Consider the following 25,552-nt stretch of genomic DNA (forward strand, 5'->3'; position numbering starts at 1 on the left):
ATTCCTACTCGCTAGAGGCAGGCTTGCCTCGGTACGCTTCCAGGCGGTCAGCGTTTTCTGTTGAACATCGCGAGGGAATAACGCCGCGGAGGTTCCGCGGTAAATGAAAAAAGGCGCCGAAGCGCCTTTTCTATGGAGTTGGAGGGGCAATCTAGCTACCGATTCAATCGTGTCTCCGCATACCTACAGCCTCGCCATCACCCCGCCAATTCCTTCCGGACGATTTCCGCGCCTTCGCTCAGCGCCAGCAGCTTGCCGTGCGCAATGGCGCGCGACAGCGGCGCCATGCCGCAGTTGGTGCAGGGATAGAGCTTGTCGGCATCGACGAACTTGAGCGCCTTGCGCAGCGTATTGGCCACTTCTTCCGGCGTTTCAACGGTATTGCTGGCCACGTCAATGGCGCCGACCATCACCTTCTTGCCGCGAATCAGTTCGATCAGGTCGATCGGCACATGCGAGTTGTGGCATTCCAGTGAGATGATGTCGATGTTGGACTGCTGCAGCTTGGGGAAGGACTCTTCGTACTGGCGCCACTCGGATCCCAGCGTCTTTTTCCAGTCGGTGTTGGCCTTGATGCCGTAGCCATAGCAAATATGCACGGCGGTTTCGCACTTCAGCCCTTCGATGGCCCGTTCCAGGGTGGCGATGCCCCAGTCGTTCACTTCGTCGAAGAAGACGTTGAAGGCCGGCTCGTCGAACTGGATGATGTCGACGCCGGCGGCTTCCAGTTCACGGGCTTCCTGGTTGAGGATCTTGGCGAATTCCCAGGCCAGCTTTTCGCGGCTCTTGTAGTGGGCGTCGTAGAGCGTGTCGATCATCGTCATGGGGCCGGGCAGGGCCCACTTGATCGGCTGCTGGGTCTGCTGGCGCAGGAACTTGGCGTCTTCGACGAAGACCGGTTTCTGGCGGCTCACGGCGCCCACCACGGTCGGCACGCTCGCGTCATAGCGGTCGCGGATGCGGACGGTTTCGCGTTTCTCGAAGTCGACGCCATCCAAGTGCTCGATGAAGGTAGTGACGAAGTGCTGGCGGGTCTGTTCGCCATCGCTGACGATGTCGATGCCGGCGTGCTGCTGTTCCTGCAGCGCCAGGCGCAGCGCGTCCTGTTTGCCTTCGATCAGTTCCTGGTCTTGCAGTTTCCAGGGCGACCAGAGCTTTTCGGGCTGGGCCAGCCAGGACGGTTTGGGCAGGCTGCCGGCGGTGGAGGTGGGCAGGAGTTTTTTCATGGTCTGTCGTCTCGTGTGTGTTGGGTTAGTGCGCGTAGCTGGCGGCCCAGCTGTCGAGCACGTGCTTGTATGGCTTGATGAAGTGTTCTTCGGTGAACTTGCCTTGCTTGACGGCCAGTTGGCTGCGCTCTTCGCGGTCATAGACAATCTGCGTCAAGGAATAGTCCTGGTTCTTCAGGCTCGGCTGATAGAACGGGCCCGCCGCGGAGTTGGCGTTGTAGATCTCGGGGCGGTAGATCTTCTGGAAGGTTTCCATCGTGCTGATGATGCTGATCAGCTCCAGATTGGTGTAGTGACCCAGCAGGTCGCCCTGGAAATAGAAGGCCAGCGGCGCGGCGCTGCCGGCGGGCATGAAGTAGCGCACCCGCAGCCCCATTTTTTCGAAGTACTGGTCGGTCGAAGAAAATTCGCTCTGCCGATATTCGACGCCCAGGATGGGGTGGTGGTTTTCGGTGCGCTCGTAGGTTTTGCTGCTGGAGGCGCTGATGCAGATGACCGGCGGCTTGCTGAAGCGTTCCTGGTAGGCGCTTGATTTCACGAAGTGCTTGAACAGCTTGCCGTGCAGTTCGCCGAAATTGTCGGGCGTGCTGAACGTGGGGCGGTTGTTGTTGTGTTCCGGCAGGAGCACGCTGAAGTCGTAGTCGCGCACGTAGGACGAGAAATTGTTGCCGACAATGCCCTCGATGCGTTCGTTGTTGGCCTTGTCGACGATGTTGGTCTTCAGGATCTCGATCAGCGGAAAGACATCGCCGGCCGCGCCGATATGCATTTCAACGGTGATGATCTCGAGTTCGACGGCGTAGCGGTCGCCCTTGGGGTTGTCCCAGTGCGCCAGATTGTTGAAGCGCTTGTCGATCATCCGCAGGGTGTTGCGCAGATTCTCCTGGCGGCTCTCGCCCCGGGCCAGGTTGGCGAAATTGGTGGTGATGCGCGTGTTGTCCGAAGGACGATAGTTCTCATCAAAAGGGATGCTTTTGACGGTGAAGGTGAACGCTTTGCTCATGGTGATTGGATACGCTGATAGTGCGAAAAAGTCCGCGGAAAATGAAAGCCGGCCCGGTTCGGGCGCATGGCGCGAAAAGTGAAGCCGTTGAGGCGCCCACAGGGCGCATGCCGGACGTGAAGGGCCGCCGGGTCCGCGTTCCGGACTGGCGTCAGGCGCAGGCCGCGACCGCTTCCTCCACGGCGGCGGGGCGCGGACGGCGGGTCAGTTCGACCAGCGGCAGCGCCCGTTGCACCGCGAGGCAAGCCCGTTCGATCAGGGCCTTGTCCTGCAGCCGGTAGTCGGCGAAATCCTTGTCGGTGGCGTAGACGCCCAGCGGCAAGGTGCGCGCCTGGAAGAAGCTGAACAGCGGCCGCAATTGATGGTCGATCATCAGGGCGTGGCGCTCGCTGCCGCCGGTGGCCGCCAGCAGTACGGGCTTGTCGATCAGGGCGTCCTGGTGGATGAAGTCGAAGAAGTGCTTGAACAGGCCCGTGTAGGTGCCGCGAAAGACCGGGGTGGCCACCACCAGCACGTCGGCCTGTTCGACCGCGCCCAGTTCCCGCTCCACCGCGTCCGGCAGATGCGAGCGCCAGGTCGCGCCCGCCAATTGCGGGGCGAGTTGACCCAGTTCGACCAGGCGTTGTTCGCACGGGACTTCGTCGGCGATCAGGTCCAGCAGGTGCTGTGCCAGGGCCGCGGATTTGGAGGGGCGTTGCAGTCCGCCGGAAACGGCTACTAGACGGAGTGGGCGTGTCATTTTTGCTTCATGGAGAGGGATTTGCGCGGCGCCGCGTGCGCAGACGACGGCAGCGCATACTAGTGGCGGGTACTGATGAAGTAAAATGGTTTTATTTCACAAATCCATGAGCGGAAATCATCTGAATGCTTGAGCGCATCCACCTCAGCATCGTCCAGCAGGTCGAAAAGCAGGGGTCGTTGACGGCCGCCGCGGTCGTGCTGAACCTGACCCAGTCGGCCCTGAGCCACAGCATGAAGAAGCTGGAACAGCAACTGGGCACCGCTGTCTGGCTGCGCGAAGGCCGCAGCCTGCGCCTGACGCAGGCCGGTCAATACCTGCTGGCGGTGGCGAATCGCGTGCTGCCGCAACTGGATCTGGCCGAAGAACGGCTGGGCCAGTTCGCGCAGGGCGAGCGCGGCGCGTTGCGCATCGGCATGGAATGCCACCCCTGTTATCAGTGGCTGCTCAAGGTGGTGTCGCCTTATCTCGCGGCCTGGCCCGACGTCGATGTGGACGTCAAGCAGAAGTTCCAGTTTGGCGGGATCGGCGCGCTCTTCGGCTACGAGATCGACCTGCTGGTCACGCCCGACCCGCTGTTCAAGCCGGGGCTGAAGTTCGAGCCGGTGTTCGATTACGAGCAGGTGCTGGTGGTGGCCAAGGGCCATCCCCTGGCGTCGGCCGGCTATGTGAAACCGCAGCAACTGACTCAGGAAGTGCTGATCAGCTACCCCGTGGACATCGAGCGCCTGGACATCTACAACCAGTTCCTGTTGCCGGCCGGGGTCACGCCCAGGCGGCACAAGGCCATCGAGACCACTGACATCATGGTCCAGATGGTGGCCAGCGGCCGGGGCGTGGCCGCCTTGCCGCGCTGGCTGGTCCAGGAGTACGCGGCCAGGATGGACGTGGTGCCGGTGCGGCTGGGCGCGCGCGGCATCGCCAAGCAGATCTTCCTGGGCGCGCGCGAGGCCGACACCGCCATCGACTACGTGCGGGCCTTCATCGAACTGGCCCGCCAGCCCGCCGCCGCGGCCGCGATCGCGCAATAAACCCTTCCCGCGTCGCAGGCAGGCCGATGGCACTTACATCGGCTCATGACTCGGTACAGAACGCAAGGGTTGCCCGCCGGCACACGCCAGACATTGCGATACCATCTCCGGGCCTGCCGCGTCCCCCCATTCATGCCGAAGCGGCGCGAATGCTGGCTAAAAGCGCAAGGCAGGCATCCCCCACGCTGAAATAAACCAAGAAGACGGAGAAACCGAATGCGCGTAAAGGCTCTTGCCCTGTGTTTGATGGCTGGATTTGCCGCCACGGCCGCCGCCCAGGACAGCACCGAAACCCTGCAACAAGCCTTCAAGCAGATTCCTCAGCAGGCGCTCACCGTCCCGGACGCGATGCAGGTCTTTTTCATCGACGTGCAGGCCTGGCGTGGGCTGGAGCCATCCGGCCCGTCGGCCGACGGGATGCGCCGGCTGAGCATGGCGCAGTGGATCAGCCCGCTCGAAGCCATCGGTCATGGCCTGGAGCAGTGGTCGACGAATGCCAAGGTGCCGTTCGACACGCTGTCGTATTTCGCCGCGTTCGGCCGGCCGCCCGCCAGCATCACGTATTGGGGGCTGAAGGACCCGCAAGCCGTGGGCCAGTTCGTCGACCGTCTCAAACAGGGCGATTTCGCCGCGGTCGATGCCGGGGGTGTCGCCGGGGTGCTGGCCAACGGTGAGGCCCACAAGATGGACCTGAAAAAGGCCAATCCGCGCGATCCGTGGCGCGGCATGATGGGGAAAGCCAGCTTTGTCATGCCGCTGGGCGCGGCATTGGTTCAGGCGCCGGCCCCCGACGGCATGAAGTTCTTGTCGCAGCCGACGCCGTCGGTCGCCGATAGCGAGGTGGTCGCCGCGTCACTGGCGGGCTTGAAGCAGGCGGTGCCCGCCGACCGCGGCCGGATCATGCAGGCGGTGGTGATCTCGCCGGTATTGGGGTTGTCGGCAGTCGATCCGGCGAAGGTCTTGTTGTCGCCGCGCGCGGATGCCGACACGGCGAAGGAGAACTTCCAGGCGGCGGCCGCTGCGAATGCGCGCGGTATCCCGCCTTATTTCGGCGGCCTGCTTGCGGATGTGCAGATCGACAAGACGCCGGCGGTGGTGATGTCCCTGTCGTATGCGGATTGCGCCACCGCCCGGCAGGCCGTGGATGGCATCGACGCGGCCTGGAAAGAGAGCATGGCCGGCGCGGTGCAGGCCAAGTTCTCCGGGCGCACGGTCGAAGCCGGCAAGCTGTGCGCGGCGGTGGTCAGCCTGGTATCGCCGACGGCTGGAAACGCCGGGAATCCGATCCTGGCGCAGGTGATGAATCGGTATATGCGGCGCGAATTCACGGTGCTGCAGATTGGCGCGGGGCGCTGATCGGCGTTGCGCCAGGCGGCTGCGTCTGGCGCGCATGCGATTCGCCTTGACAAGAGAGGCCGGATTCGGCTGCGCCGTGTTTTTTTGTCAGCGCTTCGGCGCCCGTGATCAGATCCAGCAATTCGGACGTGATTTCGGTTTGGCGCGCTTGCCGCGCGTCTTTCTGCAATCCGGCGAGCTTTTTCTCGACATTGTCGTGCGCGGATTCCATGGCGGCGAAGCGGGCGGCGTTTTCGCTGACGATGGACTCCACCGCGGCCTCCATGAGCCGCGCGAAGACGTACTCGGCGATCAGCTTTTCCAGCAGCGGGCGCGGCGCCAGATTATGCAGAGGCGCCTGGGGCGCCGGGGCGGCCGCGCGCCGGGGGGCGTCCAGCGGTAGCAGCGGATGGCGCTCGATGGCGGTTGCGGCGCCCTGGCGATAGCGGCCGAACATGACTTCGACGCGCGCGACCTCGCCGCGGGCGATGCGGGCGTAGAGCTCGTTGGTCAGGCGGTTGATGGCATCGGGGGCGCCGCTCAGGCGGGTCGCCATCGGCATGCTCCAGGCGATGGCGCGGCCACGCTCGAAGGCAAGCGCGGCGCCACGGCTGCCCAGCATGAACAGCAGGTCGGTGGGTTCGAGCGCGGCTATGCCGGCCTCCAGGAGGTGTTCGTTAAAGCCGCCGACGAAACCATGTTCGGACGTGCACAGAACCAGCACGCGGCAACCGGGCCCGTGGCGCGGCGCTGCGACGTCGACCGGCATGAGCAGCAGCACGCCATCGATGGCGTCGGCCATGGACTGGGCGTAGCGGCGAATGCCGGGAAGCGCATGCTGGGATTCCTGCACGCGCACGCCGGCAAGTGAACGCATCGCGCCCATGATGTCGCGCAGTTCTCCCATGCCGGCCAAGTGGCTCTGGATTTGCGCGAGGCGTGTCACGCCGACTCCTCTGCCGCGCTGGCCGCGCCCAGGGTTTGCGCCAGTCCGGCCAGGCTCGCGGTCAGGCGCGCGCGCAGGGCGTCGGGCAACGGCTTGGCGTCGTCGCCGAGTGCCAGCACCTCGGGGCACTGATTCTTGAGCCATCCCGCAAGACCAGCGCGAAAAGCGCCGATGCGATCCAGGGGCACGGGATCGAGAACCCCGTCGGCCACGGCGCATAGCAGCGCGACCTGCTCACCCAGCGACAGCGGCGCGAACTGCTGCTGCGCCAGCACGGCGCGGATGCGCCGCCCATGTTCGATCAGCTTGCGGGTGCGCGCGTCCACCATGGACCCGAAGCGCGTGAACACCTCCAATTCCAGGAACTGCGCATACTCCAGCCGCAGGCTTTCCGAGAGGGCTTTGAGGACCGGCGCCTGGGCCTTGCCGCCGACGCGCGATACGCTCTTGCCGACATCGACCGCCGGTTTCTGGTTTTCGTAGAAGAGGCGCGGGTCGAGATAGACTTGGCCGTCCGTGATCGAGATCAGGTTGGTGGGAATGTAGGCGCTGAGGTTGCCGGCCTGCGTCTCGGCGATGGGCAAGGCCGTCAGCGAGCCGCCGCCACGCTCGGGCGCCAGCTTCGCCGCCCGCTCCAGCAATCGCGAGTGAATGTAGAAGATGTCTCCGGGATAGGCTTCCCGTCCGGGCGGACGCCGCAGCAGCAGCGAGACTTGGCGGTAACAGGCGGCGTGTTTGGTCAGGTCGTCGAGCACGAGCAGCACGTCGCGCCCGCGCATCATGAAATACTCCGCCATGGCGCAGGCCGAGTAGGGCGTCAGCCACTGCAAGCCCGGCGCGGCATCGGCTTGGCCGATCACAAAGATGCAGCGTTGCGGCGCGCCATGCACGCGGACCGCGTCGATGGCGCGCGCCACCGACGAGGCTTTCTGGCCGATCGCGGCGTAGACGCAGATGGTGTCGCTGGATTTCTGGTTGATGATGGCGTCGATCGCGATTGCGGTCTTGCCGGTTTCGCGGTCGCCGATAATGAGTTCGCGCTGGCCTCGGCCAAGCGGGATCATCGCATCGATGACCAGCAGGCCGGTCGCCAGCGGCTTGGTCACCAGCGCCCGGTCGATAATGATCGGAGCGGCTTGCTCCACCGGCGCGAGCTGGGTGGCCTCCGGTGCGTCCTTGCCGTCGAGCGGCACGCCGAGCGCGTCGACCACGCGTCCCAGCAAACGTTCGCCGACTGGAACGCGCGCCACTTCGCCGGTGCCGAAGACAATGCTGCCGGCGTGAATGCCGTCGGTGCTGCCGAGCAGGACGCAGCCGATGGCCTCTTCGCCGAGATCGACGGCGAGCCCGCGCACGCCGCCCTGGAAAATCAGCAACTCATCGAGTCGGGCCTGCGGCAACCCGGCGACCATCGCCACGCCGTCGCCAACCTGCAGGACGCGGCCGACATGCTCGAGCTGCGGCGTGAGCCGCAGCGCCGCCAGGGTTTGTCGGCGCTGTTGGGCCCAGTCTCTGAGTTCATCCACGAGGCGGGTCATCGGCGCCAGCCTCGGTTCGTGCGGCCAGGAGCACGCTTTGCCAGGAAAAGCGCAGGATCGCGGTTGGAAAGTGCAATTCGGCCCCCGCGATCAAGGCCGGGTCGACCTCGAATGTCATGTCGCCCGACAGGTTCAGCGCCAGGCGCAGGCGCGCCTTCCATTGCTCGGCGGCCGCGGCGGGCAATGCGCAGGCGGTGACGACCTTGAGCACGGTGTCACCGGCGATCTGGCAGGCCAGGGCATCGCGTTCGGCGCTGGGCAGGGTGTTCAGGTGCGTCTCGATGTGTTCGATCCAGGCTTGCGCGCGATACTGCGCCGGCATTTCGGCGAGCAATTTCTGGGCAAAATCGGCGCCCAGATCGAGCGCGAGCCGGCGCGCCTCGTTCAGCGCCTCGGCGCGCTCGGCCGTCAAGGTCTGGCGCGTGGCGTCGATCAGCGCCTGCGCCTCGCGCTCGGCCTGCGCCCGGCGTGTCTCGGCCAATTCCTGGGCCTGTGTCGCGGCGGCCTTGAGCGCCGCTTCGCGTTCGGCGTTGATGCCGGCGCGCTCGGCTTCGATGGCGCCCAGTTGCGCTTGCGCTTTCGCTTCGATCTCGCGCGCGGCATCGAGTTGCTGGCTCGCCTGTGCCTTGCGCGCGTCGATCAGCGAGAGCACCGGCTTGTAGAGAAACCGGTGCAGCAACCAGACCAGGATGCCGAAGTTGATGGTCTGCAGAACGATGGTCCACCAGTCGAGTTGCATCATTCAATGGGTGTATGGATTGGCAAAGAGCAGCAACAGCGCCACCACCAGGCAATAGATGGCCATGGTTTCGATCATGGCCAGGCCGACGAACAGCGTGCGCGAGATCGTTCCGGCCGCCTCGGGCTGGCGCGCGATGGCGTCCATGGCGGCCGCCACCGAGCGGCCCTCGGCCAACGCCGGCCCGATCGATCCGATCGAGACCGCGATGACCGCGCCGATGATGGATATAAGCTTGGGGTCCATTGAATCTCCTTATGCTTTCGTGGCGTCGCCGACGGCGGCGCCGATGAAAACGGTTGCGAGCACGGTGAAGATGTATGCCTGGACCAGGCTGACCAGGATCTCCAGCGCCATCAGCGGAATCGGCACGAACAGGCCCGCCAGCGCCACGACCAGACCAATCACGAACTCGCCGCTCATGACGTTGCCGAACAGCCGCACCATCAGTGAAAAGGTGCGCGTTATCTCGGAAAGCACATTCAGCGGCAGCATGATCAGCCTGGGCTGGGCAAAGCTGGCGAGGTAGCCGCGCAGGCCGCGCGCCCGTATCCCGAAATAGTGAACCGAGAAGAACACGATGAGCGCAAGCGCCGCGGGCGTCTCGATTTTGCTGGTGGGGGCTTGCACGCCAGGCAGCACGCCCGAGAGGTTGGCGGCCACCAGGAAGATGAACAGCGTGCCCACCAGGGGCAGGAATGGCCGGGCGTCCTTGCGCGTGACGTCCTCGATCTGCCCGGCGATGCCCATGACAATGCTCTCCAGAACCGCCTGCCGGCCGTTGGGTTGCAGGGCCAGGCGGCGGGTGGTGAAGCGGCAGGCGAGCGCCAGTACCGCCATGATGACCCATGTCGTTACCACCGGGCGGGTGATGGCCACGGGGCCGATATGAAAAAGCGGTGTGCTTGTCAGCGGTGAGGCCTGCATCAGTCGGCCCTCCTGTGCGGACGCAGTATCAGCGCGCGCGCCGCCAGAAACCCGGCCAGGGCGGCCAATAACGGCACGGCGCCCTGTTGTGCCGCGAAGAACAGGAAGCCGGCGGCCGCGCCGAGGCGCGCCAACGTCAGCGCGAGCGGAGCCAGCCAGCCTTTGCCGCCCACCATGAGCGCCACGCCGCGCCTGAGCGCCGTGAAGTACGCCAGCCCGACTGCCAGGCCCGCCAAGGCCATCGCGACGGCAACTGCCGGATGGGAAATCAGGTTCGCCAGGGTCATTCGCTGTGCATCCTTTTCCAGGCAAGGGCGCAGCCCGCGGCCAGGCCCGCCACGAGCAGGCCCAATGTCCAGAACACGCCACTGTTGCAGATCCGGTCGAGCCAACGGCCGGCAAGAATGCCGAGCAGCGTTGGCGCGACAATAGTCCAGCCGAGCGCGCCGATCATGGCGATGTTCTGCCCCAGCGAGCGTTCGCCCTCGCGCTGCCAGCGGTCGCGGCGTTCGCGGCGCGTGCGCACCGCCTGCCTGAGCCGCTCCTGGTTGTCGGGCGTCGTCATGATTCGAGTCCGGCGGGCGCCGCCGCGCGGCCCAGGCGCGGCAAGCGGTCGGGGGGGGGATCGCCCGAAAGACGGTAGATCTGCCGGATGGCCGCGAGATAGAGGCGCTGCGCGTCGGTGCGCGCGGTGATCTCCGCTTCGTTGCGGCGGTGGAAGCTCGCCAGCACTTCGGTTTCGAGTTGCCGCAGATCGTCGCGCGCGACAGCTTCGCGGGTGGCGACGGTGATCGTATTTCCGCCGCTCACCGACAACATGCCGCCGCGAACCGCAATGTGATGCTCGGTTCCGTCCAGCTCGCGCCAGCTCAGCACGGAGACCGCCAGCGCCGTGATGAAGTCGGCGTGGCCGCGCAGAATGCCGAACGCGCCTGTGTCGTCCTCCGCCCGCAGGTGCGCGACAGTGTCGACGTTGGCGACAATCGCCAGCGGCGTGGCGACGGTCAGGTGCATGCCGTCGGCGGACTTCATGCGCCCACCTTGGCGGCGGCACGTTCGCGTGCCCGGGCTTCCTCGATGCCGCCGATCATATAGAGCGAGCTTTCGGCCCAGGCGTCCGCTTCGCCGTCCAGGATGGCGCAGCATCCTTCCAGGGTATCGGCAACCTCGACAGTTCGGCCTTCCTTGCCGGTAAAGGCGACGGTCACCATGAAGGGCTGCGTCAAGAACCGCATGAGCCGCCGGGCGCGCTGGACGGCCTGGCGATCCACGGCGCTGAGTTCTTCGACGCCGAGCAGCGCAATGATCTCCTGCAGCTCGCGGTAGTGCGCGATGGTTTTCCGCACCGCTTGGGCCACGTGGTAATGCCGCTCGCCGACCAGGCGCGGATCGAGCAGGGTCGATGTCGACGCCAGGGGATCGACCGCTGGATACATGGCCTCGCTGGCCATGTCGCGCGACAGGACAATCGACGCGTCCAGGTGGCTGAAGATCTCGGCGACCGCGGGGTCGGTGAAGTCGTCGGCCGGTACATAGACGGCCTGGATCGACGTAATCGCCGCGCCGGCGACCGATGTGATGCGTTCTTCCAGTTCGGCGATTTCGCTGGCGAGCGTGGGTTGGTAGCCGACGCGCGACGGCAGGCGCCCGAGCAGTCCGGAAACCTCGCCGCCGGCCTGTACCAGGCGGTAGACGTTGTCGATCAGCAGCAACACGTTTTCGTGCTTTTCGTCTCGAAAATGCTCGGCAATGGTCAGCGCCGTCAGCCCGGCGCGCCAACGCGGCCCCGGCGGTTCGTTCATCTGCCCGAACACGAGGGCGGTGCGCGCCAGGACGCCCGAGGCTTTCAGTTCCAGCAGCAGTTCATGCCCTTCGCGGGAGCGTTCGCCGATACCGGCGAACACCGAGATGCCGGCGTGACGCTGGACCGTGGTGCGGATCAATTCCATGATGAGCACCGTCTTGCCGACCCCGGCGCCGCCGAACATGGCGGCTTTCCCGCCCTTGGTGAGCGGGGCGAGCAGGTCGATGACCTTGATGCCGGTATGGAAGATCTCCTGGGCCGGACCGACCCGATCCAGTGCCGGCGCCGACGCATGTATGGGGCGGTAGGGGGTATCGTCGGGTAGCGGCTGGGCGCGATCGGCGGGCTCGCCGACGGCGTTCAGCAAACGCCCGAGCACGGCATCGCCGACCGGTACCCGGATCGGGGAGCCCAGCGCCCGCGCGGTGGCGCCGCGGCGCAGGCCGGTGCTGTTACCCAACACGACCGCGCGCACGGTCGCGCCGTCCAGGTGCTGATGCACTTCCGCAAGTAGCGGCTGCCCGTCATCGTGTTCAATGACGATGCCTTCGTTGATGGCCGGCAGCGCCTGCGGGGCGAACCGGATGTCGATGATCGAGCCGTGGACCGCTGTCAACTGTCCCGCGAGCGGGGTATCGCGAGAGACCTGCCCCATGCTTGGCGGAAGAGGTTCGATCGGTTTCAACATGCCTGCTTTCCTGTATCCGTTACGATTGGGATGTAACGTGCGGCTCGGCGCTTAATGCAATTGATTCGAACATGGGCAGGGTCGCCCGCAGTTGATCTGAGTCAAGGCTGTGCGTTGTCGTCGGGGCCGCCCGCGGATGCGGCAGCGGCGTTGGGGGGGCTACTGGGCGTGTCGCCTCGACATTGCGTTTAGTCAATAAGCGCATTGACCCGGGGGGTAGAGTGAATACGGTGCCGCGCCGCTCGCGTGGCCGATGCTGAACCGACGATTCACCTTCGGCCGCGTGGCGTTGCGGGTTGTTCCCCGTCATGCTCCCTGGAAGAATCACCATGAAAAAAATCACGATCGCAGCGGCGCTGGCCGCCCTGGCGTTGAACGCCGGTCCGCTGTGGGCCCAGCCGGCCAAGCCAGGTCCGGATTCGCCGCCGGCGCGCGCAAGTCAGAATAAGGATAACGTCGCTGAGTTCGACAAGCAGATGAGCGCGGCCGAAGCCAATATGCGGAAAATGCAGGATCAGATGGACGCGCTGCGCAAGACCCAGGACCCCGAAGCGCGCCAGCGCTTGCTGCAGGAGCACTGGGAAACCATGCAAGGCACGATGCAGCTGATGCAGTCGATCCGCGGCGCGGAAGAGGGCGGCTGTTGCCTGTACGGACCGCGCCGTGGCGGCCCGATGATGGGCAATGGCCCGGGTAGTGGCCCGGGCAATGGTCCCGGTAGTGGCATGCGCAATGGCGGACCGGAGAACCGGGGAAACATGCGGCGTTTTTATTCTGGCATGACCGACCGCCAGTTGAAGGAACACCAATACATGATGGACCAGTACATGGGCATGCAGCAGTCGCTGATGCAGCAGTTCATGTGGCATCAGATGATGCAGGGCGGCCGCGCGGGCGCCCCGGCCGCCGGCAATTGAAGCGGCTTGCGGACGATGCGGGTTTCGACCGCCCGGGACGACGCATCGCCCCAGGACGGTGTCCGGCCTGATGGTCCCGGCGTGGCGGGCCTGACGACCGCCGAGGCCCGCAGGCGCCTGGACCACTACGGACCCAATGCGCTGCCCGGCATGCCGGTGCCGGGCGTGATGATGGTGTTCCTGCGGCAATTCCGCAGCCCGCTCATCTACATGCTGCTGGCCGCGGCGTTGACGGCGGTCGCGCTGGGCGATCTCAGCGACGCCGGTTTCATCGGCCTCGTGCTGTTGGCCAATGGCATCATCGGCACGTTGCAGGAACATTCCGCCAACCAGGCTTCGGCGGCGCTGCGCAGGCTGGAGGAGCCCAAGGCCGTCGTGATCCGCGATGACCGGCAGCAGGAAATCCCGGCGGTGGAGCTGGTGCCGGGGGATGTCGTGCTGCTGGAAGCCGGCGCGCGGGTGCCGGCCGACCTGGCGCTGGCCGGCTCGGCCGATCTGCAATGCGATGAGTCCCTGTTGACGGGCGAGTCGCTGCCTGTCGGCAAGCATGTCGTCGCGGGAGCGCAGGCAGGCGCGAGCGAGGCCGCTTCGCGCTTGTTCGCCGGCACGCTGGTGGTGCGCGGACGCGGGCGCGGGGTGGTCACCGCGACCGGCGTTGCCACCGAATTGGGCGCGATCGCCGACCAATTGCGCGGCAAGTCGGTGACGCAGCCGCCCTTGGTCATCCGCATGGAGCAATTCTCGGGCCGTATCGCCATTGCGATCGTCGGCGCGGTGGCGCTGCTGGCGGTGGTGGGCGCCGTGCGCGGCATGCCCGCCGAGGCGCTGTTCATGATGGCCGTCGGCCTGGCCGTCAGCGCGATTCCGGAGGGACTGCCGGTGGCGATCTCCGTGACGCTGGCGATTGGCATGCGCCGTATGGCCCGATCCCACGTCATCGTGCGGCGCATGCCGGCGGTAGAAGCGTTGGGGTCGTGCACCGTGATCGCGACGGACAAGACCGGTACCTTGACACGCAACGAACTGGTGGTCACGACGCTCGCGCTTGCCGAGGGTTCGACTCTGACCAGCGATTGCGGTCGGTGGGACGCCGCCGCGCAGCCTGGCGACGGATGGCTCCAGGCCCTGCTCGCGGCCGCCGTCCTGCCCAATGAGGCGCGCTTGACAGTGGTGCGGGGCCAATGGGAGGGTAGTGGCGATAGCGTGGATCTCGCGCTGTTGCGCATGGCGCGCGAACTGGGCGTGACGGGCGACGGTCTGTCGCAGGCCTATCCCCTGATGGCGCGGGTTCCGTACGAGCCGGACCGCGCGTATGCGGCGTCCTTTCATGAGCACGAGGGTGCCATCCATGTATTCGTGAAGGGCGCCGCGGATGCGCTGCTCGCAATGTGTTCGCGCAGCCAGGACGCGCTGGCGGCGGGGGCGCTGGACCGCGCTGCCCTGTTGCGCATGAAGGACGCGCTGGCCGCGCAGGGCCTGCGCGTCCTGGCGTTCGCGAGCGGCACCGTCGCCCGGCGAAGCGATGGGAAGTACGACCACGCATCGCTGTCGGCGTTGACGTTCCTGGGCTTCGCGGGCATGAAGGACCCCCTGCGGGCCGAGGTGCCCGCGGCCATCCAACAGTGTTACCAGGCCGGCATCGAGGTCTGCGTGGTGACCGGCGACGATCCGGTCACCGCGACGGCGATCGGCCGGCAGGCGGGGATGCTATTCGCCCCGGAACAGGTGGTGACCGGCGATCAGGTGCGCCGCGCCGAGGCCGCCGGCGTGGGTGAATTGGACCGCCTGGTCCGTCTTGCCCGTATCTATGCCCGGGTGAAGCCCGTGCAGAAGCTGGCGATCGTTCTGGCGTTGGCGCGGCTGGGCCACTTTGTGGCCGTCACCGGAGACGGCGTCAACGATGCGCCGGCGCTCAAGCACGCTCACGTGGGTGTGGCCATGGGTGGCAAAGGCACTGAACTGGCCAAGGAAAGCGCCGACATCGTCATTACCGATGATAATTTCGCGTCGATCGTCCGTGGCATCAAGGAAGGCAGGATCGCCTACGGCAACATCCGCAAGGTGGTCATCATGCTGGTCTCGACCGGCGCGGCCGAGGTTGCGCTGTTCCTGCTGGCCATTCCGCTCGGCCTGCCCATGCCGCTGCTGCCGACCCAGTTGTTGTGGCTGAACCTGGTGACAAATGGCATCCAGGACGTGGCGCTGGCGGCCGAGCGCGGTGATGGCGACGAATTGGCGCGACCGCCGAGAAAGCCGGCCGAGCCGATCTTCGACCGGGCCGTGATGCGCAAGGTCTGGTTCGCCGTCGTGGTCATGGGCGGCGGCGGCTTCTTGACGTTCTATTGGCTGCTCGCCCAGGGCTACACCGAGCAACACGCCCGTAATCTCCTGCTGTTGCTGTTTGTGCTGTTCGAGAACTTTCAGGTGCTGAACTGCCGCTCCGAGCGCCGCTCGCTGTTTCGTGCGGGATTCTGGTCCAATCCGCTGCTGCTGGTCGGCATCGCCGCGGCCCAGGGCCTGCATATCGCGGCGATGTACATGCCCGGACTCGGCGGCCTCCTGCAATTGGGCCCCGTGTCATTGGCCGAGTGGACGACGCTGCTGGCGCTGGCGTCGGTCGTGGTGTGGGCGGCGGAGCTGGAGAAATGGTGGGCCCGCCGGCCATCCGCGGGATAATCACGGGGCCAAGGTTTTTCTCACTGCCGGGAGAACGCATGACCGCCGACAACCAGTCCGCCACACTGGCTTTCCTGACCTGCCCGCGAGTCCAGGGCGTGCCGGCGGCCGACATCGCCACGGTGCGCACGCATCTGTCGACCATCGTGCTGGCCGGATCGCGCGCCTGCAAGCTCAAGCGCGCGATCCGGTTGCCCTATATCGATCTGTCCACCCCGGCGCTCCGCCTGCAGGCCTGCGAACGCGAGCTGGCCTTGAACCGCCGCACCGCGCCCGCGCTGTACCTGGCGGTGCGGCGCATCACCCGCCAGGAAGATGGTGAATTGTCGTTCGATGGACCGGGCGAGCTGGTTGACGCGGTGGTGGAAATGCGGCGCTTCGCCGACGATGCGCTATTGGACACAGTGGTGACCCGCGACGGCCTGTCACCGCAACTGGCCGAGCGCCTGGCGTGCGTGATCGCCGATTTCCATGACCGCGCGCAGGTGGCGCGGGCGGTGGATAGCGGGGCGCGGCTGGCGGGCGTGATCGCCACCAATGCGCAGGTGTTCGCCGGGCTGCCAGCGCTGCCCCCCGCCAAGACCGCCGCGCTGGAGGCGGCGCTGCGGCGCGAACTGGCGCGTCACGCGCCGTTGTTGCAGGCACGGGCACAGGCCGGCAAAGTGCGCCATTGCCACGGTGACCTGCACCTGGCCAATATCTGCCTGATTGACGGCGAACCCACCTTGTTCGACTGCCTGGAGTTCGACACGGCGCTGGCCACTATCGATGTGCTGTACGACCTGGCTTTCCTGCTGATGGACCTGTGGTGCCGCGGGCTGGCGCCGCAGGCCAACCGGGTGCTCCACCATTACCTGGACCGGCGCGACGACGAAGACGGCCTGCCGCTGATGCCGGCCTTCATGGCGCTGCGCGCGGCAATCCGCGCCCACGTCATCGCCACTCAGGCCACCGCCGCCACGACGGCGCCGGCGCGCGCGCGGCTGCAAGCGCAGGCCCTGCGCTACCTGGACACCGGGCTGGCGTGCCTGGCGCCGCGCGCGGCGCGGCTGGTCGCGGTGGGCGGCCTGAGCGGTTCGGGCAAGTCGGTGCTGGCCGCGGCGATCGCGTCGGCGGTCGGCGCGCCGCCGGGCGCCCGGGTATTGTCCAGCGACCGCATCCGCAAGGCGCTGCATGGTGTCGAGGCGCAGGCGCGGCTGCCGGCCCGGGCCTACGGCCTGGAGGTGTCCGAACAGGTCTATGCGGCGCAGGCCGGACGCGCCCGCGAATTGCTGGCCGCGGGTTGTTGTGTGATTGCCGACGCGGTGTTTGACCGCCCGGCCGACCGCGAGCGCATCGCGCAGGCCGCCACGCAGGCGCGGGCGGGCTTTGCCGGCTTCTGGCTGCAAGCGCCAGCCGCGACCTTGATGGCGCGCGTCAAGGCCCGCGTGAATGACCCCTCCGATGCCGATGAAGACGTTGTGCAGCGGCAGTTGGCGCGCTCGCCGGTGGCGTCGTCCTGGCAGTCGGTGGACGCGGGCGGAACGGCACAGGCGACGGCGCAACACGTGTTGCGGCAACTGGAAGAGGAGGAGGCCGCCCGTGGCGCGGCAACGCCGACAGCCGGCGCGCCGCCCTGATCGCCGGGCCCGCTAGCGTGAGGAAGCCGGCGTTGCGCAAATGGTTTTCCCGAAACCTTGCATTTTCGTCCCCGCATGGGTTGCAAGCGCGAACGGCGGCATTGAGAACCGGCCGCTGAGGCGCAGTCCGATTTTGCGGCGGCATTCCAGGCCGGCGCGCGCGCGTTTGGAGTGCCCCGTCAGACGCTGTCGGCACAGTGAAAACGGCATGCCGCGCGGCGCCCCGCAAGCGGGCCAGACGCGCCGGACGTGACCGGCCGCATTCTTGACATCGGCGGGGCCATCCACATAATCCAGAGCGATTCTCGTTGTTATTTTGGGTTGTCTTCGAATGCCAGGATTTTTGGCCGTACATGCGCAAGCGTCTTTGATCATCAGGGCGCGCCGCCGGTTTTCCAGCCAGGGAGGGCTCGCGCCTTCCGGCGGGGCCTGTTCTTCCCCGTCTTTCACCCTCTGGAGCATTCAATGAAGAAGACCCTGTCCATCGCGATCGCCGCGCTGTGCCTTTCCGCCACCGCGCAGGCGCACCAGGTCTGGATCGAGCAGCCGGCCGGCAAGTCCGCCATCATCCGGTTCGGCGAATTCGCCGAGAATCTGCGCGAAGCGTCGCCGGGCTATCTCGACACGTTCACCAAGCTGTCGGCCCGACTGGTTTCCCCCAAGGGGGAATCGCCGCTGACGGTGGCCAAGGTGGCCGATGGCTTCACGTTGTCGGCCAAGGCGGCGCACAACGAAAGCCTGCTGGCGGAAGAAAAGGCGCTGCCGCTGCGCAAGTTCAAGCATGGCGGCGGCGAGCCCATCAACGCCTGGTTCCAGATGAGCGCGCGCTATGTCGCCGACGCAAGCGTCGCGGCGCAACCCAAGCTCACCATGGACATCGTGCCCACCGGCAAGTCCGCCGAATTCCAGGTGGTGCTCAAGGGGCAGCCGCTGGCCAAGGCCAAGCTGGTCGCCATGGTGCAGTCGGGTTGGGAAAAAGTGGCCTACACGGATGCGCAGGGCAAGGCCTCGTTCGACCTGCCCTGGAAGGGTCAATACGTGCTGCGCGCCATGCACATCGACCGCACGCCGGGCGAGCGCCAGGGCGCCAACGGCCCCGAGTCGTACGACGGCATCGGCTACGTGTCGACGCTGACATTCGTGAAGCCGGACGGCGCGGCGCCGCTGCCTGCCGGCCCGGCGCTGCCGCCCAACAAGCTGCCGCCGGCCGCCACGCCCGCCAAGTAAGCCCGCGGCGGTAACGGCAGCGGACCGGGCCGGCGAGACCTGCAAGGCCCTGTCCGGCGGCCCGGCCGCTCGCGGGCGCGGGTGTCCGGTCCGCTCGGGCCTGGGGCCGCGGCTCCTGCCGGTGATGTGATGAAGAGGACAAGAATGTGAATATCGGCGAATTGGCCAAACGCACCGGGCTGACCGCGTCGCGTATCCGCTTCTACGAGAGCGCCGGATTGTTGAGGGCCGTGGCACGGCGGCCCAACGGCTACCGCACCTATCCGCCCGAGACCATCTCGGCACTGGAACTGATCACGACCGCGCAGCAGGTCGGCTTCAGTCTGGATGAAATCCGGGTGCTGCTGCCCGACGATGGCAAGATATGGGACCGCGATGCGCTGCTGCGGGCGCTGCGGCGCAAGGTGAGCGAGATCGAATCGCTGGAGAGCCGGCTGTTGCACGGCAAGAAGCAACTGCTGGCGTTGATGCGCGACGTGCAGACGCAGCCCGATGGCCCGGATGGCGTTCCCGATGCGCAGCGCGTGCTGGCGCGCGTGTTCGGCAAGATCGACTAGGCGCGGCGCGAAGCCGGATGCGGCCTGGCCCGGCCGCTCTTCCTGCTCTACAGATCCATCACCATCTCATGCCAGGCCATGCCGCCATGGTCGGACGGCGACGGCCGCACGTAGCGATAGCCGAGCTTGCCGTACAGCGCGACGTGGCGTTCCTTGCACATCAGGTGGATGGTCTGCTTGCCCTGGCGGCGGCAGTCGTCGACAAAGCGGCGCATCAGCCGCGCGGCATGGCCCTTGCCCTGGTGGGCCGGATCGACCACCACCGACATGATCACCACGTTGGGCGCGGCCGGGTCATGGCCCACCAGTTCCTTGAAGGCTTCGTCCGCCATGACCACTTCGTGGGCGCAGCCGCTGTTGATGAAGCCGACGATGGCGCCGTCTTCTTCCAGCAACAGGAAACCTTGCGGATAGTCGGCGATGCGGGTGGCGATCTTGGCGTGGGTGGCGGCTTCGTCGCCCTCGTAGGCGGTGCTTTCGATGTCGAAGCAGCGGTCGGTGTCGGCGGGGGTGGGGGAACGGAATTTCAAGGCAGGCATGGTGAAACGGCAGCGTGCGGTGATGACAGTTAAACCCCTATGGTAGCGGTTCCTGGCGCGCATATCCGCCATACGCAATCGCGCAGCCAGCGGTGCGCCGGGTCGGCATCCATGCGCGGATGCCACAGCATCGAGACAGTGACGAGGGGCACCGGCACCGGCAGTGTGAAGCTGTGCATGCCGGCACGCAGGTTGGCGGTATGGCGCTCGGGCACGCTGGCGATCAGGTCGGAACCGCGCGCCAGGGCGATCGCGTCGGAAAAGCCGGCGACGATGACGGCGATCTGGCGTGTCAGGCCCAGCGCTTGCAGCGCATCGTCAATGGGGCCCTTGTCCAGGCCACGGCGCGAGACCAGCGCGTGCTGGCCGGCGGCGTAGCGGGCCGCGCTCATCCGGCCCTTGGCCAGGGGATGGCCGGCGCGCACGACGCCGATGAAGCGGTCGCGAAACAGGGCGCGGGTGCGGATCTCCGGGCTGCTGGCGGCGCCGACCACGCCGATTTCCAGGTCAACGCTGCCCTCGCGCAGCGGCTTGCTGTCTTTATCGGGCTTTTGCATAAAGCGCAGCCGCACGCCCGGCGCCTCATCGCGGACGAGGGCGATCAGCGCGGGGCCGAAGTATTCAACGAAGCCATCGCTGGCGCGCAGCGTGAAGCCGCGCGTCAGGCGCGAGGGGTCGAGCAGTTCGGCCGGGCGCAGCACGTCCTGGGCTTCCTGCACCAGGCGGCTGACCTGTTCGCGCAGTTCCAGGGCGCGCGGCGTGGGCACCAGGCCACGGCCGGCTCGCACCAGCAGGGGGTCGCCAGTGGTTTCACGCAGGCGCGCCAGCGCCCGGCTCATGGCCGACGGGCTCAAGTGCAGCCGGCGCGCGGCGCGGGCGACGTTGCCTTCGGTCAGCAGGACGTCGAGCGTGAGCAGCAGGTTCAGATCGGGGCGGGACATCGGCCGACCTTATCACGGCGGCCGCCTGAGATGGCGTCATATGCACGAATAAAGTGCAAACCGTGCGTCTTCCGCCATGGCCGGGACGGACGTACGCTGGCATTGCTGCGGGCTTGAACGGCCCGGTGTCCGGGTCCGGCGCGTATCGCCGGCCGGCTGTCTCCTGTTTCCCTTCATCACGGATCATCATGTCTCAATCCTCGCCGAATGCCGCGCCGGCTTCTCAAGCGCCACGCAATCCCGCGCCTGCCGCCTTGGCCGGCCGCCATACTGCCTGGGCGCTGGCCGGCCTGGCCTTGTCCATGCTGCTGTCTTCGCTGGGCACCAGCAGCGCCAATGTCGGCCTGCCGACCCTGGCGCAAGCGCTGCATGCGCCGTTTTCGCAGGTGCAATGGATCGTGCTGGCGTATCTGCTGGCGATCACTTCCTGCGTGGTCGGGGCGGGGCGCCTGGGCGATATGGCGGGTCGGCGGCGCCTGCTGCTGGCCGGGATCGCCGTGTTCACGCTGGCGTCGGTCGCCTGCGGCATGGCCGCCACGCTGACGCAACTGGTGGCGGCGCGGGTCGCGCAGGGGATGGGCGCGGCGGTGATGATGGCCTTGACGATGGCTTTCGTTGGCGATCTGCTGCCCAAGGACAGGGCCGGCAGCGCCATGGGATTGCTGGGCACGATGTCGGCGGTGGGGACGGCGCTCGGGCCGACGCTGGGCGGAGCCTTGATCGCCGGGCCGGGCTGGCGCGCCATTTTTCTGTTGAACCTGCCGCTGGGTCTGGTGGCGATGGGCTTGGCGTACCGATACCTGCCGGCCGATCGGCCGCGGGCGGCGCGGCCGGCCCCATTCGATGTCGTTGGCACGGTGATGCTGGCGGCGGCGCTGGTGGCGTATGCGCTGGCCATGACGCTGGGTCGTGGAAGCTTCGGCGCGCTCAATGCCGGCCTGCTGCTGGCCGCGGTCGCCGGGGGCTGGCTGTTCCTGCGGGTCGAGGCGCGGGCTACGGCGCCGCTGCTGCGTCCGGCCTTGCTGCGGCGCCCGGACCTGCGCACCGGATTGGCCACCAATGCGCTGGTGTCGACGGTCATCATGGCCACTTTCGTGGTCGGCCCGTTCTATCTGACACAGGCGTTGGGGCTGGGGGCGGCGGCGGTCGGGCTGGTGATGTCGGTGGGACCGGTGGTCAGCGCGCTGTGCGGCGTGCCGGCGGGGCGGTTGGTGGACCGCCTCGGCGCGGGCCGCGTCAGCCGCGCCGGATTGGCCGCCGTAGCGGCGGGCGCGGGGCTGTTGGCGGCCGCGCCCGCCACGCTGGGCGTAGCCGGTTATGTGGGGCCGATCGCGCTGCTGACGGTCGGCTATGCCTCGTTCCAGGCCGCCAACAACACCGGCGTCATGGCCAGTATCGGCGCCGAGCAGCGTGGCCTGGTGGCGGGCATGCTCAACCTGTCGCGCAATCTCGGGCTGGTGACCGGGGCCTCGGTCCTGAGCGCGCTGTTCGCCCACGGGGCGGGGGCGACGGATCTGGCGATGGCCGCGCCCGCTGCGGTGGCGCGAGGCATGACGCTGACGTTCGCCGTGGCCGCGGTGTTGGGCGCGGGCGGATTCGTCATCGCGCGGCGAAACCGCGGCGCCGGCCGCGCGGCATGACGCAACAGGCGCGGGGTGCCCGCGCACGGCGGTGACGGCTCAGACCATGCCGGTCAGCCGCAAGGCCGCCCAGGCCAGGCCCAGCGCCACGGCGATCAGCACGATGCGGCGCAGGCCGCCGCTTTGCGGCACGGCGCCCGGCGCGGCGCTGCCGGCATCCATCGGCGTGGGCGGCGGCGCCAACTGGCCGGGCGTGGCCGCTGCGCGTACGTCGGGGATATCTGTCTCGATGACGAAGTCGGGCTTGGCCGGGTTGTCGCGGACGGCCGCTGCGCCCAGGACGCGGGTGTCCACGCCGGCCTGCCGCAACAGGCTCAGCAGGCCGTCGCCGGACAGGCTGTCGCGCAACGCCTCGATGCGCTCGCGCTCGGCGCGCGGCACTGCGTCCAGGCTGCCGTAGTGGCGGCCGTTCACCGTGACCGCGCCGTTATTGATCTCGACCGAGAAAGGGCCATCGCCGTCATCGTCGCTGCTTTCGTAGCGCCACTGCTCGCTGACGCCGATCAACTGACCGGTGCCGGCGTCGCGCGCTTCGGGCGTGTCACTCGATACCGACCAAGTGCGGGTGGTGGCGCGCCAGGTCTTGCTTTGTTCCGTCATTGAATGGTTTCCATGAGTAACGTTTGTTATCGAGGGCGGCGAGGGCCGGCGGCGGGCGCAAGCGCGCCTGCGCACTATACCGGCCCGACCCGGGCATGGCTCCTTCTGACAATGTCCTTAATGCAAAAGTAAATCCCAAGTCAAGAAAATCGATCTGATCCGGTCGGTAGAGCAGATCAGTTGGTCTGAAAAGCGCATAATGGGGGCCACCTTTCCTTGTGTCCCTTTTCAAGGATCGGTCCGTTTTTCTGTAACGAAGAAGAGCGCGTTGTCACCAGGGCGCGGCCCGGCAGTTCGTGTTTCCAGGGGTGCATGTTCGGCTGTGCGCTAGGACGACTTGGAACTTTCACGGAGATGTCTATGACAGAAGATGCAAAGCCGCGCAGGCGGTTTCTGCAGGCGTTGGCCATCGTGCCCGCGTCGACGCTGGCGGTGGGCGTAGCGGCCACCGGCTGTACCAACGCCGCCGACACCGGTTCGGCGCGCGGCGCCAAGCCCTACGAACCCACTTACTTCACCCCGCCCGAATGGAACTTCATCGTGGCCGCGGTCGATCACCTGATCCCCGCTGACCAGTACGGCCCCGGCGCCATCGAGGCCGGCGTGCCCGAGTTCATCGACCGCCAGATGGAAACGCCGTATGGCCACGGCAAGCTCTGGTACATGCAGGGGCCGTTCCATCCCGACGTGGCGCCCGAGCTGGGCTACCAGATCAACCAGAACCCGCGTGAGGTTTACCGCCACGGCATCCAGGCCTGTGATGCCTGGTGCAAGAAAACCCATGGCAAGCTCTACGCTGAGTTGGATAAGCCCTTGCAGGAACAGATCCTGAAGGATCTGCAGGCCGGCAAGATCGAATTCGACACCGTGCCCGCCAAGACCTTCTTCAGTTTCCTGCTCAGCAATACCAAGGAAGGCTTCTTCGCCGATCCCATGTACGGCGGCAACAAGAACATGGTGGGCTGGAAGATGGTGGGATTCCCGGGCGCGCGCGGCGACTTCATGGACTGGGCCGACCAGCCCAACGTCAAGTATCCCTATGGACCTGTGTCGATTTCCGGGGAAAGGGGATAAGCCATGGCGATCAAGAAAGACAAAGTCGACGCGGTGCTGGTGGGCTTCGGCTGGACCGGGGCGATCCTGGGCCAGGAGTTGACCGAGGCCGGGCTGCAGGTGCTGGCGCTGGAGCGCGGCGCCATGCAGGACACCCCCAAGGAAGCGGAATACCCCAAGGTGCTGGATGAGCTGGCGTACTCGGTGCGCGGCAAGCTGTTCCAGGATCTGTCCAAGGAGACCGTGACAATACGGCACGGCGTGGACGACGTGGCCGTGCCGTATCGCCAGAATGGCTCGTTCCTGCTGGGGACGGGCGTCGGGGGCGCGGGCTTTCACTGGAACGGCATGCACTACCGCGTGCTGCCCGAGGAACTGGAACTGCGCACCCGCTACGAAACGCGCTACGGCAAGAGTTTCATCCCCGAAGGCATGACGATCCAGGACTTCGGCGTCACCTACGATGAACTGGAGCCCTTTTTCACCAAGTTCGAATACGTATGCGGCACTTCGGGCAAGGCCGGCAACCTCAACGGCCAGATCGTCGAGGGCGGCAACCCGCTGGAAGGCAAGCGCAGCAAGGAATATCCGCTGGCGCCGCTGACCACCACCTACGGCGCGCAATTGTTCGAGAAGGCTGCGCGCGAAGTGGGCTTCCATCCGTATCCGGCGCCCGCGGCCAATGCCTCCGGCCCGTACACCAACCCGTACGGCGTGCGCCTGGGCCCCTGTAATTTCTGTGGCTTCTGCGAGAACTACGGCTGCTACATGTATTCGAAGGCTTCGCCGCAGACCACCATCCTGCCGGTGCTGCTGAAAAAGCCCAACTTCGAGCTGCGCACCCATTCGCACGTGATCAAGGTCAACCTCGATTCGACCGGCAAGAAGGCCGTCGGCGTGACGTATATCGACGCCCAGGGCCGCGAGATCGAGCAGCCCGCCGACCTGGTGATCCTGTCGGCCTATCAGATGCACAATGTGCGCCTGCTGCTGCTGTCGGGCATCGGCAAGCCGTACGATCCCAAGACCAATGAAGGCGTGGTCGGCAAGAACTACGCCTATCAGATGAACGGCGCCATCAATGTGCTGCTGCCCAAGGGCACGCAGCTCAATCCGTTCGTGGGAACGGGAGCCGGCGGCGTGAGCATGGACGACCTGAACGGCGACCAGTTCGATCATGGCCCGCTGGGGTTCATCGGCGGCGCCAGCATCCGCCACGTGCGCTACGGCGGCCGTCCCATCAAGCAGACGCCCACCACGCCGGGCACGCCCAGCTGGGGGACGGCCTGGAAGGCCGGCGTGCAGGACGCCTATCAGCGCTACATGACGATCGGCATGTCCGGTTCGGTCATGTCGTACCGCGATGCCTACCTGTCGCTCGATCCGACCTACAAGGACAGCTTCGGCCAGCCGCTGTTGCGCATGACCTTCGATTGGCACGACAACGAATTCGATATGCTCGGCTACATGGGCAAGCGCATGGAGGATGTGGCCAAGGCCATGAAGCCCGAGAAGCACTTCGTGGCCGTGCGCAAGAAGGGCTCGCACTACGACACGCGGGTCTACCAGAGCACGCACAACACCGGCGGCGCCATCATGGGCGCCAACCCCAGGGAAAGCGTGGTCAACAAGTATCTGCAGAGCTGGGACGTGCCCAACGTGTTCGTGATGGGCGCCTGCGTGTTCCCCCAGAACATGGGCTACAACCCGACCGGCCTGGTGGGAGCCCTGGCGTACTGGGCCGCGCAAGCGATCCGCGAGCAATACCTGAAGAACCCCGGCCCGCTGGTGCAGGCATAAGGAGCCG

Annotated in this window: 25 protein-coding genes; 10 read left to right on the forward strand and 15 right to left on the reverse strand. The window is 66.6% G+C overall.

Features of this window, described 5'->3' with window-relative positions; translation table 11 throughout:
* Positions 1-197 precede the first annotated feature (197 nt).
* The 3 genes from K2W61_RS20530 to msuE form a co-directional block, all read right to left on the reverse strand.
* Positions 198-1,226, reverse strand: a complete 1,029-nt coding sequence (locus K2W61_RS20530) for a methionine synthase (protein WP_175135326.1) — start codon at positions 1,224-1,226, stop codon at positions 198-200.
* Between the two features lie 25 nt (positions 1,227-1,251).
* Positions 1,252-2,229, reverse strand: a complete 978-nt coding sequence (locus K2W61_RS20535) for a DUF1852 domain-containing protein (RefSeq protein ID WP_175135325.1) — start codon at positions 2,227-2,229, stop codon at positions 1,252-1,254.
* 151 nt (positions 2,230-2,380) lie between these two features.
* Positions 2,381-2,968, reverse strand: coding sequence for an FMN reductase (gene msuE / locus K2W61_RS20540; protein ID WP_175135324.1), 588 nt, complete (start codon positions 2,966-2,968; stop codon positions 2,381-2,383).
* A gap of 125 nt (positions 2,969-3,093) precedes the next feature.
* Between msuE and K2W61_RS20545 the strand changes: the two genes are divergently transcribed.
* Both K2W61_RS20545 and K2W61_RS20550 read left to right on the forward strand, forming a co-directional pair.
* Positions 3,094-3,999: a LysR family transcriptional regulator gene (locus K2W61_RS20545; RefSeq protein ID WP_175135323.1), complete on the forward strand. Its 906-nt coding sequence runs from the start codon at positions 3,094-3,096 to the stop codon at positions 3,997-3,999.
* 216 nt (positions 4,000-4,215) lie between these two features.
* Positions 4,216-5,355, forward strand: a complete 1,140-nt coding sequence (locus K2W61_RS20550) for a hypothetical protein (RefSeq protein ID WP_236756430.1) — start codon at positions 4,216-4,218, stop codon at positions 5,353-5,355.
* Here the strand turns inward: K2W61_RS20550 and K2W61_RS20555 are convergent.
* The 9 genes from K2W61_RS20555 to atpD are packed head-to-tail and all read right to left on the reverse strand — an operon-like array spanning position 5,324 to position 11,943.
* Positions 5,324-6,280: a F0F1 ATP synthase subunit gamma gene (locus tag K2W61_RS20555; protein ID WP_175139718.1), complete on the reverse strand. Its 957-nt coding sequence runs from the start codon at positions 6,278-6,280 to the stop codon at positions 5,324-5,326. The two genes, K2W61_RS20550 and K2W61_RS20555, sit on opposite strands and share 32 nt — an antisense overlap.
* On the reverse strand, positions 6,277-7,818 hold the full coding sequence (locus tag K2W61_RS20560) for a F0F1 ATP synthase subunit alpha (protein ID WP_236756431.1): 1,542 nt from the start codon (positions 7,816-7,818) through the stop codon (positions 6,277-6,279). The genes K2W61_RS20555 and K2W61_RS20560 overlap by 4 nt, the downstream gene beginning before the upstream one ends.
* Positions 7,799-8,560, reverse strand: a complete 762-nt coding sequence (locus tag K2W61_RS20565; RefSeq protein WP_236756432.1) for a F0F1 ATP synthase subunit B family protein — start codon at positions 8,558-8,560, stop codon at positions 7,799-7,801. Before K2W61_RS20565 ends, K2W61_RS20560 begins: the two co-directional genes overlap by 20 nt.
* Positions 8,561-8,803 carry a F0F1 ATP synthase subunit C gene (locus K2W61_RS20570; RefSeq protein WP_175135318.1) on the reverse strand — a complete coding sequence of 81 codons (243 nt, stop codon included), beginning with the start codon at positions 8,801-8,803 and terminating at the stop codon, positions 8,561-8,563.
* Between the two features lie 9 nt (positions 8,804-8,812).
* Complete coding sequence (locus K2W61_RS20575) at positions 8,813-9,484, reverse strand: F0F1 ATP synthase subunit A (protein ID WP_236756433.1); 672 nt, start codon at positions 9,482-9,484, stop codon at positions 8,813-8,815.
* The gene (locus tag K2W61_RS20580) at positions 9,484-9,771 is read right to left on the reverse strand and encodes an N-ATPase subunit AtpR (RefSeq protein ID WP_175139721.1); all 288 of its coding nucleotides are present in this window, start codon (positions 9,769-9,771) and stop codon (positions 9,484-9,486) included. The genes K2W61_RS20575 and K2W61_RS20580 overlap by 1 nt, the downstream gene beginning before the upstream one ends.
* Positions 9,768-10,049, reverse strand: coding sequence for an AtpZ/AtpI family protein (locus tag K2W61_RS20585; RefSeq protein ID WP_175139722.1), 282 nt, complete (start codon positions 10,047-10,049; stop codon positions 9,768-9,770). The genes K2W61_RS20580 and K2W61_RS20585 overlap by 4 nt, the downstream gene beginning before the upstream one ends.
* Positions 10,046-10,516: a F0F1 ATP synthase subunit epsilon gene (locus K2W61_RS20590; RefSeq protein ID WP_236756434.1), complete on the reverse strand. Its 471-nt coding sequence runs from the start codon at positions 10,514-10,516 to the stop codon at positions 10,046-10,048. The genes K2W61_RS20585 and K2W61_RS20590 overlap by 4 nt, the downstream gene beginning before the upstream one ends.
* Positions 10,513-11,943 carry a F0F1 ATP synthase subunit beta gene (atpD, locus tag K2W61_RS20595; protein WP_175135332.1) on the reverse strand — a complete coding sequence of 477 codons (1,431 nt, stop codon included), beginning with the start codon at positions 11,941-11,943 and terminating at the stop codon, positions 10,513-10,515. Before atpD ends, K2W61_RS20590 begins: the two co-directional genes overlap by 4 nt.
* Before the next feature lie 362 nt (positions 11,944-12,305).
* Here atpD and K2W61_RS20600 point away from each other — a divergent pair, with 362 nt between their 5' ends.
* From K2W61_RS20600 to K2W61_RS20620, 5 genes are all read left to right on the forward strand, one after another.
* A complete protein-coding gene (locus tag K2W61_RS20600; RefSeq protein WP_175135314.1) occupies positions 12,306-12,893 on the forward strand; it encodes a hypothetical protein in 588 nt (195 codons plus the stop codon).
* 15 nt (positions 12,894-12,908) lie between these two features.
* Complete coding sequence (locus K2W61_RS20605; RefSeq protein WP_236756435.1) at positions 12,909-15,569, forward strand: cation-translocating P-type ATPase; 2,661 nt, start codon at positions 12,909-12,911, stop codon at positions 15,567-15,569.
* 38 nt (positions 15,570-15,607) lie between these two features.
* Positions 15,608-17,188 (forward strand): bifunctional aminoglycoside phosphotransferase/ATP-binding protein, encoded by a 1,581-nt coding sequence (locus K2W61_RS20610; protein ID WP_236756436.1) that lies wholly within the window; start codon positions 15,608-15,610, stop codon positions 17,186-17,188.
* A gap of 465 nt (positions 17,189-17,653) precedes the next feature.
* Entirely contained in the window at positions 17,654-18,415 is a 762-nt protein-coding gene (locus K2W61_RS20615) for a DUF4198 domain-containing protein (RefSeq protein ID WP_175135311.1), read from the forward strand.
* A gap of 146 nt (positions 18,416-18,561) precedes the next feature.
* Complete coding sequence (locus K2W61_RS20620; RefSeq protein ID WP_175135310.1) at positions 18,562-18,972, forward strand: MerR family transcriptional regulator; 411 nt, start codon at positions 18,562-18,564, stop codon at positions 18,970-18,972.
* A gap of 47 nt (positions 18,973-19,019) precedes the next feature.
* On the opposite strand, the gene K2W61_RS20625 is transcribed toward K2W61_RS20620, so the two are convergent.
* Together K2W61_RS20625 and K2W61_RS20630 are read right to left on the reverse strand one after the other, a co-directional pair.
* On the reverse strand, positions 19,020-19,511 hold the full coding sequence (locus tag K2W61_RS20625) for a GNAT family N-acetyltransferase (protein WP_175135309.1): 492 nt from the start codon (positions 19,509-19,511) through the stop codon (positions 19,020-19,022).
* A 29-nt stretch (positions 19,512-19,540) separates the two neighbouring features.
* Positions 19,541-20,452, reverse strand: coding sequence for a LysR family transcriptional regulator (locus K2W61_RS20630; RefSeq protein WP_175135308.1), 912 nt, complete (start codon positions 20,450-20,452; stop codon positions 19,541-19,543).
* A gap of 188 nt (positions 20,453-20,640) precedes the next feature.
* Here K2W61_RS20630 and K2W61_RS20635 point away from each other — a divergent pair, with 188 nt between their 5' ends.
* Positions 20,641-22,092, forward strand: coding sequence for an MFS transporter (locus K2W61_RS20635; protein ID WP_236756437.1), 1,452 nt, complete (start codon positions 20,641-20,643; stop codon positions 22,090-22,092).
* 39 nt (positions 22,093-22,131) lie between these two features.
* Here the strand turns inward: K2W61_RS20635 and K2W61_RS20640 are convergent, their stop codons facing one another.
* Positions 22,132-22,692 (reverse strand): hypothetical protein, encoded by a 561-nt coding sequence (locus K2W61_RS20640; protein ID WP_236756438.1) that lies wholly within the window; start codon positions 22,690-22,692, stop codon positions 22,132-22,134.
* Between the two features lie 360 nt (positions 22,693-23,052).
* Here K2W61_RS20640 and K2W61_RS20645 point away from each other — a divergent pair, with 360 nt between their 5' ends.
* On the forward strand, positions 23,053-23,766 hold the full coding sequence (locus K2W61_RS20645; RefSeq protein WP_175135305.1) for a gluconate 2-dehydrogenase subunit 3 family protein: 714 nt from the start codon (positions 23,053-23,055) through the stop codon (positions 23,764-23,766).
* 3 nt (positions 23,767-23,769) lie between these two features.
* Positions 23,770-25,545 (forward strand): GMC family oxidoreductase, encoded by a 1,776-nt coding sequence (locus K2W61_RS20650; protein WP_175135304.1) that lies wholly within the window; start codon positions 23,770-23,772, stop codon positions 25,543-25,545.
* The last annotated feature ends 7 nt before the right edge of the window (positions 25,546-25,552 follow it).

Origin of the sequence: Achromobacter pulmonis (assembly GCF_021733725.1) — a bacterium.
GTDB lineage: Bacteria > Pseudomonadota > Gammaproteobacteria > Burkholderiales > Burkholderiaceae_B > Achromobacter > Achromobacter pulmonis.